Origin of the sequence: Anaerococcus porci, from assembly GCF_034090325.1 — a bacterium.
GTDB lineage: Bacteria > Bacillota > Clostridia > Tissierellales > Peptoniphilaceae > Anaerococcus > Anaerococcus porci.
The window spans coordinates 1-14981 of record NZ_JAXDSU010000084.1 but is presented as its reverse complement, the minus strand read 5'-3'; the positions used below and the strand labels follow the sequence as shown (position 1 = coordinate 14981).

The 14981-nt window shown below is 31.7% G+C and carries 11 protein-coding genes and 1 riboswitch; of the genes, 8 read left to right on the top strand and 3 right to left on the bottom strand.

What is annotated here, in order from left to right:
• On the top strand, nt 1-942 hold a 942-nt coding region (locus tag SOR60_RS08915; RefSeq protein WP_320595747.1), incomplete at its 5' end, for an MFS transporter.
• A gap of 474 nt (nt 943-1416) precedes the next feature.
• Here the strand turns inward: SOR60_RS08915 and SOR60_RS08910 are convergent.
• Nucleotides 1417-2268: a pirin family protein gene (locus SOR60_RS08910; RefSeq protein WP_320595746.1), complete on the bottom strand. Its 852-nt coding sequence runs from the start codon at nt 2266-2268 to the stop codon at nt 1417-1419.
• A gap of 186 nt (nt 2269-2454) precedes the next feature.
• Between SOR60_RS08910 and SOR60_RS08905 the strand changes: the two genes are divergently transcribed.
• Nucleotides 2455-5175, top strand: coding sequence for a lamin tail domain-containing protein (locus tag SOR60_RS08905; protein ID WP_320595745.1), 2721 nt, complete (start codon nt 2455-2457; stop codon nt 5173-5175).
• A gap of 263 nt (nt 5176-5438) precedes the next feature.
• Here the strand turns inward: SOR60_RS08905 and SOR60_RS08900 are convergent, their stop codons facing one another.
• On the bottom strand, nt 5439-6215 hold the full coding sequence (locus SOR60_RS08900; RefSeq protein WP_320595744.1) for a DeoR/GlpR family DNA-binding transcription regulator: 777 nt from the start codon (nt 6213-6215) through the stop codon (nt 5439-5441).
• Between the two features lie 214 nt (nt 6216-6429).
• Here SOR60_RS08900 and deoC point away from each other — a divergent pair, with 214 nt between their 5' ends.
• From deoC to SOR60_RS08880, 4 genes are read left to right on the top strand one after another with little or no spacing between them, the layout of a single operon-like run.
• On the top strand, nt 6430-7080 hold the full coding sequence (gene deoC / locus SOR60_RS08895; protein WP_320595743.1) for a deoxyribose-phosphate aldolase: 651 nt from the start codon (nt 6430-6432) through the stop codon (nt 7078-7080).
• A gap of 11 nt (nt 7081-7091) precedes the next feature.
• A complete protein-coding gene (locus SOR60_RS08890) occupies nt 7092-8276 on the top strand; it encodes a phosphopentomutase (protein WP_320595742.1) in 1185 nt (394 codons plus the stop codon).
• Nucleotides 8277-8280: 4 nt separating this feature from the next.
• On the top strand, nt 8281-9483 hold the full coding sequence (locus tag SOR60_RS08885) for a NupC/NupG family nucleoside CNT transporter (protein ID WP_154540614.1): 1203 nt from the start codon (nt 8281-8283) through the stop codon (nt 9481-9483).
• Nucleotides 9484-9492: 9 nt separating this feature from the next.
• A complete protein-coding gene (locus SOR60_RS08880; protein WP_320595741.1) occupies nt 9493-10794 on the top strand; it encodes a pyrimidine-nucleoside phosphorylase in 1302 nt (433 codons plus the stop codon).
• A gap of 102 nt (nt 10795-10896) precedes the next feature.
• Here the strand turns inward: SOR60_RS08880 and SOR60_RS08875 are convergent, their stop codons facing one another.
• Nucleotides 10897-11694 carry a tryptophan-rich sensory protein gene (locus SOR60_RS08875; protein WP_320595740.1) on the bottom strand — a complete coding sequence of 266 codons (798 nt, stop codon included), beginning with the start codon at nt 11692-11694 and terminating at the stop codon, nt 10897-10899.
• A gap of 197 nt (nt 11695-11891) precedes the next feature.
• Nucleotides 11892-11989, top strand: a riboswitch (purine riboswitch).
• A gap of 52 nt (nt 11990-12041) precedes the next feature.
• On the opposite strand from SOR60_RS08875, the gene SOR60_RS08870 reads away from it, so the two are divergent.
• Both SOR60_RS08870 and SOR60_RS08865 read left to right on the top strand, forming a co-directional pair.
• A complete protein-coding gene (locus SOR60_RS08870; RefSeq protein ID WP_154540619.1) occupies nt 12042-13463 on the top strand; it encodes an NCS2 family permease in 1422 nt (473 codons plus the stop codon).
• 8 nt (nt 13464-13471) lie between these two features.
• A complete protein-coding gene (locus SOR60_RS08865) occupies nt 13472-14743 on the top strand; it encodes an amidohydrolase family protein (protein WP_154540621.1) in 1272 nt (423 codons plus the stop codon).
• Nucleotides 14744-14981 lie beyond the last annotated feature (238 nt).

Genomic DNA, 14981 nt, shown 5'->3' with positions numbered 1-14981 from the left:
TATCATATTATGATAATAATGCCAATAATTTCTTTGATTAACCAACTTGTTTATCCTGGTCAGATATCATTATTGCCAAAAATCTTATCAAAAGATGAGCTAGTGACAGGTAATTCTTTAATGACTATGGCATACCAAGGTTCAAATGCAATTTTTGATACACTTGCAGGATTTGTAATATCAGTCTTTGGATTTATGATGGCTTTTTATGCTGATAGTGCTACTTTTTTATTAACTGGGATTTTATTTTGTTTCTTGTCCAAAAAACTTAGTCAATATAATAAAAGTGAAAAAACTAGCAAAGGAAATGTAATTAAAAATCATTTTGATAGCCTTAAAGAGGGGCTTAGTTTATTTAAGGATTCTAGAATCTTTGCTTTAGTTTTTGGAGTTGTATTTATCAACTTTTCAGCAACATCGATAAGTGCAGTCTTGCCTGCATTTGCAAAGGATGAAATATTTTATAGTCTAATGCTTGCGGCAATGGGTGCTGGAGTTTTGATTGGATCCTTATTTGCAGGTTTTCCTAAACTAAAAGATATATCTTTAGGCAAACTTTATATTTATGGAATAATAATTGTAGCTGCATCTTGGATGGGAGTATCCTTCTATCATTTTAATATAAAAATTGCAGTAGGATTATATGGTCTAGGATGGTTTGTTGTAGGAATTGTAAATGTATATGCTCAAACAATGGTACAGATTATAGTACCAGCAGAAAGAATTGGTTCTGCAATTGGAGCTATGGTTGGGATATCTACCTTCATGGCACCACTAGGAGCATTATTGGGTGGATATTTAGGGGAATATCTATCAAGTTCAAAAGCCATTTTTATAGCAAGTGTAATCATACTTTTGGTAGCAATTTATTGGACAATAAATAAAAACATAAGGAAATTACCAGCTATTAATAACTTTAATGAGGCGTTTAATTATGATTAATGATAAAGTTGTAATTTCATTTACGAATGTAGACAAAAGTCATGCTAAGTTTTTATATAATTTATATAATGAATCAATTGTAATAGTAATGCTGTAAATAAGGAAAGCAAAATTGAGATTGATTCAATTCTAAAAACGATAGAATATTTTAGTAGTACTGAAAATTATTTACTTATCATTTCAATAAATGATGTAAATATTGGGATTGGAATAATATATTATGTTGATTATGAAAAAAATATCTGCTAATTAGGAATATTATTATATCCCCATTAAATCAAGGATTAGGATCTATTAGATTAGAGAAATTGATAAAAATGGTAAAACATTTATTAGATATTTTGTTAATAAAAGAGATATAGATAGAAATAATAAGATATATACCCCTTGCTGGATAAAGCATTAAAGGGGTATATATCGTATCAGGATTTAGGTCGATATACAAAATTATTTATAGACCTTTCCTTCTTATATTTACTTATTCATATCAATATCATCTTTTATAAAAGTACCATTTCTTACTTCTTCGTAAGCCTTATCTAACTCTTCTTGAGTATTCATTACAATTGGACCTGGTGTCCATGCTATTGGCTCATCTATTCTTTTTGAAATAAAGGCAAGTACTGCAATCTCCTCATCTGTCTTATTTTCTATAAGAATTTTCTCACCCTTTCTTTCAACTAATCCTGCATGGAATTTCTCTACTGTCTTATCTCCAACTGTAAAATTTCCAATTAGGGCAAAAAGTGTTATAGAATCATCATCTTCAAGGTCAAGTTCAAAGGAAGAATTTGGATTAATGTGGATATCGTAGTAGTTTACAGGCTGATGTTTTGAAATAAATCCTTGATGGTCTTTATAATTTCCTGCAAGAAGTCTAAGGTAACCATTATCAAATTTTATCTCTTCTATTTTATCTTTTGAAATAGCAAAATACTCAGGAACTGTGAATTTATCATCACTTTTTAAGTTAAGCCATAATTGAACACCATAAAGTTTTTCTACAGGAGGCATCATTTCTTCGTGAAATATTCCACTTCCTGCCGTCATCCATTGAACCTCACCATCATTTACAGCATCTTCATTTCCCAAAGAGTCTTTGTGGACCATAGTACCCTTATATACATAGGAAATTGTCTCAATCCCTCTATGTGGGTGCAATGGGAAACCTGCTTCATATTGTTTTGGATCAGTTGAATCAAAGGCATCTAAAAGTAAAAGTGGGTCTGTATCAAGCATTGTTTCTCTACTTAGGACGTGATAAAGGTGGACACCTGCTCCATCAATGCCCTTTTCAGGTTTTACTATATCTATTATCTTTCTCATAAAATTCCTTTCTTTTTTTAAAACTATTCAATCTAACTTATTTAACTTATTCCCTAAATTTAAATTAATAAACAAATTTAGTTTTTAAATAATATATTTATCATTTCTTTTACATTCATTTAATAAGGCTCTTAAAGTACTTAGGTATGATTACATCAAATGTAAAAAAAATAAGAGGAGATATAAATGAAAAAAACATTATTATTGGCACTATCAGCAAGTTTTATCTTAAGCCTACCTTCAAATGCTAAGGCAGATGAAGCTGTAAATCTAGATGAAGATATAAAAATAGAAGAAAGTGTTGAAGAGGTAAGTTTAACAGAAGCTAAAGAGATTTCGACTTATGCTGGACAAACTGATACAAAGACTGAAGTTTCAACAGATATAAATGTTCATGAGTCAGAAAATTCCGAAGTAAAGGAAGAATCTGATGTTGTTATAAATGAGGTAGACACAGAGCAAGATTATGTTGAACTTTATAACAATGCAGATGAGAGAAAAGATATTTCTGGTTGGTATATAAAAGATGATAAAGAAGATAGGGAAATTGAAAGAATAAAGGAAGGAACCTTTATAGAAAGTAAAAATTTCCACACCCTTGAAAATGGCAAGGACTTTTCTTTTGGTCTTGGTAAAAACGACCAAGTTGTTTTATACGACAAGGATGGAAATATAAGAGATAAGTTCTCATGGGATTCACATCCATTTGGCTCTTACGGAAGATATCCTGATGGAGTGGGAGAATTTGTAGATGGAGAAGTTTCTAAAAATGCTCCAAATAATAAAGAAGACGATACAGAAATAAAAGAAGCTGATTCATCAATAAAGATTAATGAAATTGAATCAAGTGACCCAAATGATGGCCCTGACTATGTTGAAATTTACAATGATTCTGATGAAGATAAGGACATTTCAGGATACTTTATCCTAGATGATAATCTAACAAGAGAGCATGAAGTACTTCCTGATGGGTCTGTTATAAAAGCTAAGGGATTTTTTGTTTTTGAAAATGGTATACATTTCTCCTTTGGACTTGGAAAAAATGACCAAGTTAATCTATTTAACAAAGACAAAGAACTTATAGATTCTTTTGCTTGGGATGGACATGCTGAAGGTGTTCTTGCAAGAGGTGAAGATGGCAAGGGAGACTTTGTTGATAGTGAAGCTTCTAAGGGATATTCTAATAATATTGATGAAGAAAAGATGAAAGATGAAAAACCTGTTGTAATTAATGAGGTTGAATCATCAGCAGAAGGTGGCGGAAAAGATTATGCAGAAATCTATAATATTTCTGATAATCCAGTAGACATTTCAGGATGGTACATTCTAGACAATGACCCAGACCACGAAAAAAGCCCACTAAAAGAAGGAACAATAATTGAACCTTTAGGATTTTTCGTATTTGAAGAAGGGGTAGACTTTGACTTTGGCCTTGGTTCAAATGATGAAGTAAACCTATATGATAAAGATGGAAATCTAGTTGATAAGTTCGCATGGACAAGTCATGCACCAGGAACTTATGGAAGACTTAAAGACGGATTTGGACAATTTACAGATACAAATCCAAGTAAGGGAAGAAAAAACACAGCTTTTACTCCAAAAACTATAGATATTGAAACAGCAAACTTTCCTGGAAATGGTAAGATTAAAATCCTTGACAATGAGACTGTATTTGACCTAACAGACTTATCAGGAATTGATCAAGATGGCGAGTGGATTTATGGAGTAAATAATAAAGAAGGGCGCTTCTTAATCTTTAAACTTGAAAATGGAGAAATAAAACTTGCTCCAGGCTTTACCAACAAGGGTAAGAGTGTAGCTTTCATAAAAGATAAGGACAATCCAGAAGCTGAAGGTCCAGATTCTGAAGGAATAACAGTAGATAAGGATGGATTTATCTATCTTGCAGTTGAAAGAGACAATGGAGATAAGAACGTAAATAAAAATATGATTTTACAAGTTCAAAATCCATTTGATAAAAAAGATAAGTTTGTTGCAGATAAGGAATGGGATATTACAAATATCCTACCAGATGTTGGGGCGAACCTTGGAATTGAAACAATTGAGTGGGTTGGATTTGACCACATCAACAAGAGACTATTTGACCAATCTTTAAATAAAACATTTGATAAAAATGACTACAAAAACGCCTACCAAGATGGAGTATTTTTCGTAGGACTTGAGGCAAATGGAAATATCTATGCCCTAATTCTTCAAGATGATGGAAGCGCTAAAGTTATAAATGAGCTTTCAACTAACCTTGGTGGAGTTATGGGACTTGACTATGATAGAGAAAATGACATACTTTGGGCTCTAGCAGATGACGGATTTGACAACATCCACACAGCTATCCAATTTGATGGAACAGATAAGCCAAAAGTTATAAATGTATCTGCTCCAAGTGAGATGAATAAAAGACTTAACAACGAAGGTTTTGTAATTCTTCCATCAAGTGAAAAAGACACAAGAGATGTTCTATACTTTATGGATGGAACAAACAAAGAAGCTATAAGACTAGCTTCTTTAAACAAGGCTTATATGATTGACTTAGGACTTGAAAAAATAGATATAGCAGACGAAAAAGAAGAAAATCCAATATATGAAAACTCTAGTGAAGAGCCAAAAGATGATAAGAATAAAACAGAAGAATCTAAAGATGAAAAAAGTAAAATAGACCCTGATTCAGATTCTAAAAAAGACGATAAAAAAGAATCAGATTCAAAAAACAAAAAAGAAGAAAAAGAATCTCCAACAGCTTCAAGAAAACAGAGTGCTAAAAAGATTAAAAAATCTTCTTCAACAAGTGATAACAAAGCACCAAAAACAGGAGTTACTTCTTTATCAAGTATCATTCTTACAGGACTTGGCTCAATATTAGGACTTGGACTATTAAAAAAGAGAAAATAATAAAAATCTTCCTTATTTGGGTAAAAAATAATGATAAAGTATTCGAACAAGTTTTAAAAGACTATGGTCTTGAAGACTTAAACAAAGAAGACTTAGAAATTTTTTATAATAATTCCATTGATTCAAAAGGTGGAATCCAAGGTATAGTACTACAAAACTATATAATGATTAGACAACTTGATAGATTAAATAAAAATATAGAAAAACTTTTAGAAAAATAAAAATATGGCTCTTTTAAGATAATCTCTTAAAAGAGCCAATTTTTATACCAAAATTAACTTGATATCCATCTCCTTTAGGTAATCTTGCCATTCATCGCTTAGATTTTTATCACTTATTATAGTATCAATTTCAGATAAGTCTGCAAAGTGGGTTGATTTTACTGCTCCAAACTTTGATGAATCAGCTAAAAGTATTACTTCTAGAGAGTTTCTTATTATTATTTTTTTGCTGTTTAATTCATAGGAATTCTCACAAGTAATTCCTAAATCTTTGTGAACTCCTGCTGCTGATAGGAATAACTTAGATGCCCTAATATTTTTCATCATTTCTATACTTTGGCTTGATTCCATCATACCTGAATCCCTATGTAAGTTTCCACCTCCTATAATCAAGTCGATATTTTTCTTAAATAAGAGATTGATAAGGTTATTTGATGAGAAAACTAGGGCAGTACATTTTATATCATCCATGGCTTGGCTTAGCTTTTCTGTTGTTGTACCCGTATCTATAATTATTATATCATCTTCTTTTATCATAGAAGCAGCTTTTTGTCCGATAAGAAATTTTTCCCTGTCCTTAATTAATAAATGGGAGTCAAGGCTGTACTTGTCTTCATTTATAGGATTATCAATTTTTGAATTGTAAACAATGGCTCCATGGAAAGTTTCTACTATATTTTGCTCTTCTAATATTCTAATATCACGTCTTATAGTCATATCAGAGACATCAAGCTTTGTAGCAAGTTCCTTTACTGAGGCTCCATTATTTTCTTTAATTATCGAAATTATCTTATTTCTTCTATCTTCTTTTTTACTCATAATTAAACCCTTTCGCTTACATTTATTGTATCATAATTTATATAAATATGTTGGAAATCTTCGAAACAATCAAAAAATACAAGGTAAAATAACAACATTTTATAAAAATACAACAAAATAATGTTGACAAATTATCAAATCATGTTAAAATATAAGTAGATAAAAAACTACACGTGTATTTTGAAAAATATTTGCAAGATTTAAAGGAGTAAATATGGATAATAAAGAAATATTAAAGCACATTGATCATACCTTACTTAAAGCATATTCAACATGGGATTCTATCAAGTTGCTTTGTGATGAAGCAGTAGAATATGAAACAGCATCAGTATGTGTTCCTCAAACATATATAAAAAGAATCAAGGAAAACTACCCTAGCCTAAATATCTGCACAGTTATAGGATTTCCTTTAGGATATAATTCGACAAAATCTAAAATTGTTGAAACTAGAGAGGCAATTATTGATGGTGCCAATGAGATTGATATGGTAGTTAATATCTCAGATGTTAAAAATGGAAACTATAAGAAAGTAGAAGATGAAATTAGGGAGATTAAAAATGCCTGCGGTGATAAGGTTCTCAAGGTTATTATAGAAACATGTTATCTTAGTAAGAATGAAAAAATTGCCATGTGTGAGGCTGTAACAAATGCTGGTGCTGATTATATTAAGACAAGTACTGGTTTTGGGACAGATGGAGCAAGAATGGAAGATATTCTTCTATTTAAAGAACATATTGGAGAAAATGTGAAAATAAAAGCAGCAGGTGGAGTAAAAACTAAAGATGACCTTATAGCTTTCATAGAAGCAGGGTGTGAAAGAATAGGAACATCTTCAGCTGTAAAAATGTTAACAAATAAACATTAATTAGGAAGTAGATGGAAAATATGGTAGATAAAAGGGTATTTTTAATAGTATTGGATTCATTTGGAATAGGTGAGATGCCTGATAGTAAAAATTATGGGGATGAGGGTTCAAATACCCTCAAAGCTATCTGTCAAAGTCCAAAATTCAAGACACCAAACCTTAAAAAATTAGGTCTTTTTAATATAGATGGGATTGATTTTATAGAAAAGATGGAAAATCCTATAGGATCTTTTGCTAAAATGAAAGAGGCTTCAAATGGAAAAGATACAACTACAGGTCACTGGGAGATGGCAGGAATTATATCAGAAACTCCATTTCCAACCTTTCCAAATGGTTTCCCAAAAGATTTCTTATATGAATTTTCAAAAAGAACTGGAAGAAAGATTCTTTGTAATAAACCTTACTCTGGTACAAAGGTTATAGAAGATTATGGTAAAGAACATCTAGAAACAGGAGCACTTATAGTTTATACATCGGCTGACTCAGTATTTCAAATAGCAGCTCATGAAGATATAGTTCCTTTAGAAAAGCTATATGAATATTGCAAGATTGCAAGAGAAATGCTTATTGGAGATATGGCAGTAGGAAGAGTTATAGCAAGACCTTTTTTAGGAGAGCTTGGCTCATTTGAAAGAACTAGAAACAGACACGACTTTTCTCTAAAGCCACAAGGCACTACAATTATGGATGAACTTTTGAAAAATAACTATGATTCAATCGGTGTAGGAAAGATTTATGATATTTTTGCAGGAGAATCCATAAAAGAACACTATCCTATGAAAGATAATAACGAGGGAATGGATATAACAATAAAGCTTATGGATAAGAAATTTAAAGGCTTATGCTTTGTTAATTTAGTTGATTTTGATATGATTTATGGTCATAGAAATGATGTTGACGGCTATGCCAATGCCATGACAGAGTTTGACCAAAAGCTTGGAGTTATGCTTAAAAAGTTAGGGCATAATGATATAGTAATAATTACAGCAGATCATGGATGTGATCCTTCAACTCCATCTACAGATCACTCTAGAGAATATGTTCCAATGCTTGCCTATGGGAAAAGCATAAGAAAAGGTATGAATTTAGGCACAAGAAAAACATTTGCAGATATATCACAGACAATAGCAGATATATTTGAAATAAAGGCAAATACGGAAGGAAAAAGCTTTTATAAGGAAATAAAAGATAGGTGATATTATGAAATTAATATTAAATATAATAGGAATCCTAGTAGTTTTAGGAATAATGTGGCTTATATCTATTAATAGAAAGGCAGTAAACTTTAAAACTGTAGGACTTGCAATAGTAGTTCAATTTTTTCTGGCAGGACTTTTGATAAAACTTCCTGCAGGAAGAGCGGCAATAGCGGCTGTATCAAAGGCAGTCGAAAGGGTTCTTTCATATGGTTCTGAGGGTATAGGTTTTGTGTTTGGCTCGTTGGGAAATCCAACAGCTCCAACTGGTATGATTTTTGCTTTTCAAACCCTAACAAACATTATTTTTATATCAGCCCTAGTTGCAGTTTTATACTACACAGGAGTTTTAGGCTTTGTAGTTTCAAAGATAGGTTGGCTTATAGGAAAAATATTTAAAACAAGTGAAGTGGAATCATTTGTAGCGGTAGCGAATATGTTTTTAGGTCAAACAGATTCACCAATTTTGGTTGCTAAATACCTAAAGATGATGACGGACTCAGAAGTTATGCTTGTTCTAGTATCAGGAATGGGTTCTATGTCAGTATCAATTATAGCGGGATACACTGCTCTTGGGATTCCAATGGAGTCCTTACTTATAGCATCAACTCTTGTTCCAGTAGGCTCAATTATAATATCCAAAATTATATGTCCACAAACCGAAGAAGTTAAAGAATTAGGTGAGATTAAGATGGATAATAAGGGTAATAATGAGAATGTATTAGATGCCCTTTCAGCAGGAGCTATGGACGGTATGAATATGGCGATGGCTATAGGTGCATCACTTATAGCAATCATATCTATAGTTGCCCTTTTAAATGGTATACTTGGAATATTTGGCATATCATTTGAATTGGTTTTATCATATCTTTTTGCACCAATAGGATATTTAATGGGACTAGAAGGGAGTGAAATATTCAAAGCAGGAGAACTTTTAGGCTCTAAACTTATACTTAATGAATTTGTAGCTTTTGGTAAACTTGCTCCAGAACTTGCATCAATGAGTCCTAGAACAGGACTTATGCTTGCAATATCTCTTGCAGGATTTGCTAATGTATCATCAATAGGAATTTGTATATCAGGTATATCGGTACTTTGTCCGGAAAAAAGACCAACCCTTGCCAAACTTGCAGTTAAGGCGATGATTGGAGGATTTTGTGTAAGCTTACTATCAGCAATGATAGTTGGAATATGGATGCTATTTTAGGAGGATAATATGAGAATAGTAGATATAATTGAAAAAAAGAAAAATAAAGAAGAATTAACAGATGCTGAAATCCAATATTGGATAGATGGAGTTACAGATGATAGTATTCCTGATTACCAAACATCAGCCCTTCTTATGGCCATAGTCTTAAATGGAATGACTAGCCATGAAACTGCTAAACTTGCAGAAGCTATGATGAAATCTGGAGATGTAATGGATTTATCAGATATCGAAGGAGTAAAATCTGACAAACACTCAACAGGTGGGGTGGGAGATAAAACATCAATAGCTCTTGGAGCTATAGTTTCAGCCTGTGGCTTAAAACTTGCTAAAATGAGTGGTAGGGGATTAGGACATACTGGTGGAACACTCGATAAACTTGAATCAATCGAAGGATTTAATGTATTTCTAACAGAAAAAGAGTTCAAAAAACAAGTTAGAGATATAGGTCTTGCGATAATTGGTCAAACAGGAGAGTTAGTTCCAGCTGACAAAAAACTTTATGCTCTAAGAGATGTTACAGCAACAGTTGATTCTATACCACTAATAGCATCATCGATAATGAGTAAAAAACTAGCATCTGGATCAGATACAATTCTACTTGATGTAAAATATGGTGAAGGTGCTTTCATGCACACCATTGAAGATGCCAAAAAACTAGCAAGTGCAATGATATCCATAGGAAAAAAACTAGGTCGTGACACAAGGGCTATGATTACAGATATGAACCAACCTTTAGGAAATACTATAGGAAATGCCCTAGAGGTAAGAGAAGCTGTAGAAACAGTAAAAGGTGAAGGACCAAAAGACTTTACAGAACTTGTAATGGTAGCAGGAGAAATTATGTTAATCCAAGCTGGAAAAGCAAATAATAAAATAGACGCAAGAAAACTTCTAGAAGAAGCTATATCTTCAGGAAAAGCTTTTGACCAACTTAAGAAAATGGTAGAATATCAAGGTGGAAATGTTGCACAAATTGAAGATACAAGTCTACTTCCACAAGCAAAATATAAAACTGAAATGAAATCAAAAGAGGCAGGATATCTTGACCATATCCACTCCATGAACCTTGGAATCCTATCAATGAAGCTAGGTGGAGGACGTGAGAGAAAAGAAGATAAAATAAATTATGCAGTAGGACTTGAAATGAAGGTCAAAAAAGGTGATAAGGTAGAAAAAGGTGATCTACTTTGCACAGTATATCATGATAAAGAACTTACAGATGAATGGATTGAAAGCTTCTATGATACATTCACCTATACAGATCAAAAAGTTGATCCAATTCCAATAGTTGAAGAAATATTAGAATAATAAGAAATTTATGGTTACTATAACTGAACCTCCTAATTCATAATCTGGATAGAAGGTTCAGTTTAATTTTATAGATGGATATGTATAAAAATCTTAAAAAACTTAGAAGAATTTAACAAATTGTTTGTTTCTTTTTAACATATATACACATATTACAGATAGGATTAATAGTATTATTGATAGAAAAAGTACCACAAGACTTGGATTTGAAAAGCTTGAACCTGGTTTATGCTTTATAACAAGTCCAAAAAGTGCCCATATCAGTGGTATTACAAGTCCTATATTTGGATTTTCTTTATAGACGTAAAATATAAGTGTCCAAGAGATTATCAGTAATACTAATGTTATAAAAAGTCCAAATATTCCAAATGGATTGTTTCCTTCTTTTACTAAAAGGGTGATGACATTAGTAAATGTTGAAAATAAAAGCCAACCTGCATGAAGTCCTGAAGGAATGGTGACAAAGATTTTGTATTTTTCACTAAATTTTTTATTTCTATCAATTGCTTTAACCAAGTGAACAAGGGTAACAGTATAAGCCATTATGGCTATAAGTGCTGGCATAATCAAATCATTATTCCAAGTTATAGTCCACAAAACATTACAAATAGAAGATCCTATAAAAATAGGTATGAGTTTATCATAATAAAATTCATCATCTGACATTGATAACTTTTTACCCAATGGCATGATTAAAAATAAGATCATACCAATATATATTATAACCCATATTGAAAAAACAAATGATGGTGGTGAAAGGAGGTTTGTATACATATTTGAGGTTTCTATTTGACTGTATTTAAACAAAATCCCCATATATGCCATATAATTTAGCATTATAACTAAGAGAAAACTAATCCAAGCTATAATATAGGCTCTATTTTTAAATTTTTTCTTCATTTTATTCTCCTTATTTTTCATAAATCAAAAATATAAACTTTATAATTATTGTAATATATTTACCCAAAATCTTACCTATTGTAATAAAATATTCTTATATATTCTATGATATATCACATGAAACATTTGATATAAAATTATTGACTAGGAAGAAGTAAAATGTTATAATAATAAAAACGTTATCATAAAAGCCGGCTTTGATATGTTTTTACTAAAGTAATATAATCTCATAATCTGGATGAGAGTCTCTACAACTTACCGTAAATAAGTGGCTATTCTTTAGTTGATGTAAATCAATTTATATCTTAACTACTTAAGTTAGAAAAATATTATGAAGGAGGATCCGTATGGACTCAAAAACAAATGGTTTTCTAAGTAGGTTTTTTCATCTTGATGAAAATAATACTAATGTAAAGACAGAAGTTATCGCTGGTATCACAACATTTATTACTATTGCATATGTTTTGATCATTAACCCACAGGTTCTATCAAGCCCTTTTGAGATTATGGGAGATGGCCAAATGGCTGAAAAAATTTCAAATGGTGTTTTTATAGGAACATGTTTAGGTGCCTTTATTGGTACAATTCTTGTAGCTTTTTATGCTAAACTACCTTTTGCACAAGCCCCAGGTATGGGACTGTCAGCATTTTTCGCCTATACTACTATGCTTGGCATGGGATATAGTTACTCTCAAGCCTTAGTCATAGTATTCATATCAGGTATTTTATTTATAGTAATTACTGCCCTAGGTATAAGAGAGGCAATAATAAGGGCTATACCTGATTCAATTAAACTTGCAATGACACCTGGTATAGGATTATTTATAACTATAATTGGTCTTAAAAATGCAGGTCTTGTCGTAAGAAATGATGCAACTCTTGTTTCTCTAATTGACTTTGCCAATTGGAGAGGAGCAGATGGTAATATTGAGATGATTCTAGGAGCAGTTCTTGCCCTTATAGGACTTTGCATTATAGCAATCCTTACATATAAAAATGTAAAAGGAGCAATCCTTATATCAATAATATCATCAACTATAATTGGTATTCCAATGGGACTTACAAAGATTTCAAACCTTAGCTTAAATATAGGTCCAAAGCTTAGTGACTTTTTTGAAGTGTCATTTTTCAACCTTGATTTTGCAGGTCTTTTCCAAGGTCCAAATTTATGGTCTTCCATATTTACTGTAACCATGCTTGTTTTAAGCTTTTCTTTAGTAAATATGTTTGATTCACTTGGAACTCTACTTGCAGCAGCTAAACAATCTGGTTTAGTAGATAAAAATGGTGAAGTTATAAATCTTAAACAAGCTCTTATGAGTGATGCAATATCAACAGCAGCAGGAGCATTGGTTGGAACAAGTACAGTTACAACAGTAGTAGAATCATCAGCAGGTATTGCTGCAGGTGGTAGAACAGGACTTACTTCCTTAACTACAGCCTTACTCTTCTTACTATCAATAATCTTTGTCCCAATAATATCAATTATTCCAGCTCAAGCTACAGCTCCAGCTTTGATATTTGTTGGAGTACTTATGCTTGCTGGAATAAAAGAAGTTGACTTTGCTGATGTTACAAATGCTTTACCAGCATTTTGTACAATAGTGTTTATGCCATTTACCTACTCTATAGCAAATGGTATAGCCATAGGTTTAATAATCTATTGCATAGTTAAGGCTTTTACAGGACAAGCTAAAGAAATAAAACCACTTACCTTAATAATAGCACTAACCTTCGCTTTTAGGTATGCCTTTATAACACTCGGTTAGGAGAAAATATGAACAAATTTATCCTAAAAGGAAATATAATCTATAGCAAAAATGAAAATGAAATAAATTTTTACGAAGCTTCTTACCTAGTTGTAAAAGATGGTAAAAGCCAAGGAGTATATAATAGGATTCCTGAAGAATTTATAAATTATGAAATAATTGATTTCGAAGATAAGATAATAATGCCAGGTCTAGTTGATCTCCATATCCATGCCCCTCAATACAATTTTAGGGGTATGGGACTTGATTTAGAATTATTAGATTGGTTAAACACCTATACCTTTAAAGCTGAGGCAAAATTTAAAGACCTATCTTATGCTAAAAGATCCTATAAGAGATTTGTAGACTATATAAGAAGAGGACCTAATACAAGATTTGCAATTTTTGCAACTCTTCATCTTGATCCAACTATTATCCTAATGGATATGATGGAAGAGTCAGGTCTTGTTTCCTTTATAGGAAAGGTCAATATGGATAGAAATGGTGGAGCTGAATTGGAAGAAAAAGATGCTGATGAGTCAATAAAAACGACTATATCTTGGCTTGATAAAATAAAAGGAAAATATAAAAACACCTACCCTATTATTACTCCAAGATTTATCCCATCTTGTAGTGATGAGCTTTTGAATAAATTAAGAAAAGTTAAAAATGAATATAAACTTCCAATCCAATCTCACCTATCAGAAAACTTGGGTGAGATAGACTGGGTAAAAGACCTAGTACCTAAATCAGACTTCTATGGTGAAGCTTACGAACTTTTTGATCTTTTTGGCAAGGAAAATAAAACAATAATGGCCCATTGTGTTTATTCAAATGACAAAGAACAAAAACTAATGAAAGACAATGGTGTCTTTATAGCCCACTGCCCTGATTCAAATACCAACCTAACATCAGGTATAGCTCCAGCAGGGAAATATCTAAGAAACGGTCAAAAAATAGGACTTGGTTCAGATATAGCAGGAGGAGTTCATTCATCAATATTTAAGGCTATGGCAGATGCCATAAAAGTTTCAAAATTAAGATATAGACTAGTTGATGAAAGTATAAAACCCCTAAGTATAGAAGAAGCCTTCTATATGGCAACATTAGGAGGGGGAGAATTCTTTGGAAAAGTAGGTTCTTTTGAAAAAGACTACGAATTTGATGCTATAGTAATAGATGATTCCTATTTATTAGAAGAAGATGAACTCACACTCAGACAAAGACTTGAAAGGATAATATATATTTCTGAAGATAGAGATGTAGTTTCTAAGTTTGTAAGAGGGGAAAGATTATTTTAAAGAAAAATTTATTTTGTTTTGATATAACAAATAGATAATATTAAAAGTTCTTATAAGGACTGTTGCAAAATTATGAATTTCTAATGTTCTATCATTACAAGTTACTCATAGACAATTTGAAATAGCTAACGCTTAAGTAGGTCAAATTGTTGTGGGGAGCTTGTAATGATTTTGGAACGACTAATTCATTCTGCAATAGTCCTTTTTTATGTAAAAAATTAATTTGACAAAAACGATA

What these genes read in the sequence shown, in the direction of transcription:
- SOR60_RS08885 (WP_154540614.1), top strand. Translation starts at nt 8,281, where the DNA reads ATGAAATTAATATTAAATATAATAGGAATCCTAGTAGTTTTAGGAATA.
- SOR60_RS08905 (WP_320595745.1), top strand. Translation starts at nt 2,455, where the DNA reads ATGAAAAAAACATTATTATTGGCACTATCAGCAAGTTTTATCTTAAGC.
- SOR60_RS08865 (WP_154540621.1), top strand. Translation starts at nt 13,472, where the DNA reads ATGAACAAATTTATCCTAAAAGGAAATATAATCTATAGCAAAAATGAA.
- SOR60_RS08875 (WP_320595740.1), bottom strand. Translation starts at nt 11,694, where the DNA reads ATGAAGAAAAAATTTAAAAATAGAGCCTATATTATAGCTTGGATTAGT.
- SOR60_RS08900 (WP_320595744.1), bottom strand. Translation starts at nt 6,215, where the DNA reads ATGAGTAAAAAAGAAGATAGAAGAAATAAGATAATTTCGATAATTAAA.
- SOR60_RS08910 (WP_320595746.1), bottom strand. Translation starts at nt 2,268, where the DNA reads ATGAGAAAGATAATAGATATAGTAAAACCTGAAAAGGGCATTGATGGA.
- SOR60_RS08890 (WP_320595742.1), top strand. Translation starts at nt 7,092, where the DNA reads ATGGAAAATATGGTAGATAAAAGGGTATTTTTAATAGTATTGGATTCA.
- SOR60_RS08870 (WP_154540619.1), top strand. Translation starts at nt 12,042, where the DNA reads ATGGACTCAAAAACAAATGGTTTTCTAAGTAGGTTTTTTCATCTTGAT.
- deoC (WP_320595743.1), top strand. Translation starts at nt 6,430, where the DNA reads ATGGATAATAAAGAAATATTAAAGCACATTGATCATACCTTACTTAAA.
- SOR60_RS08880 (WP_320595741.1), top strand. Translation starts at nt 9,493, where the DNA reads ATGAGAATAGTAGATATAATTGAAAAAAAGAAAAATAAAGAAGAATTA.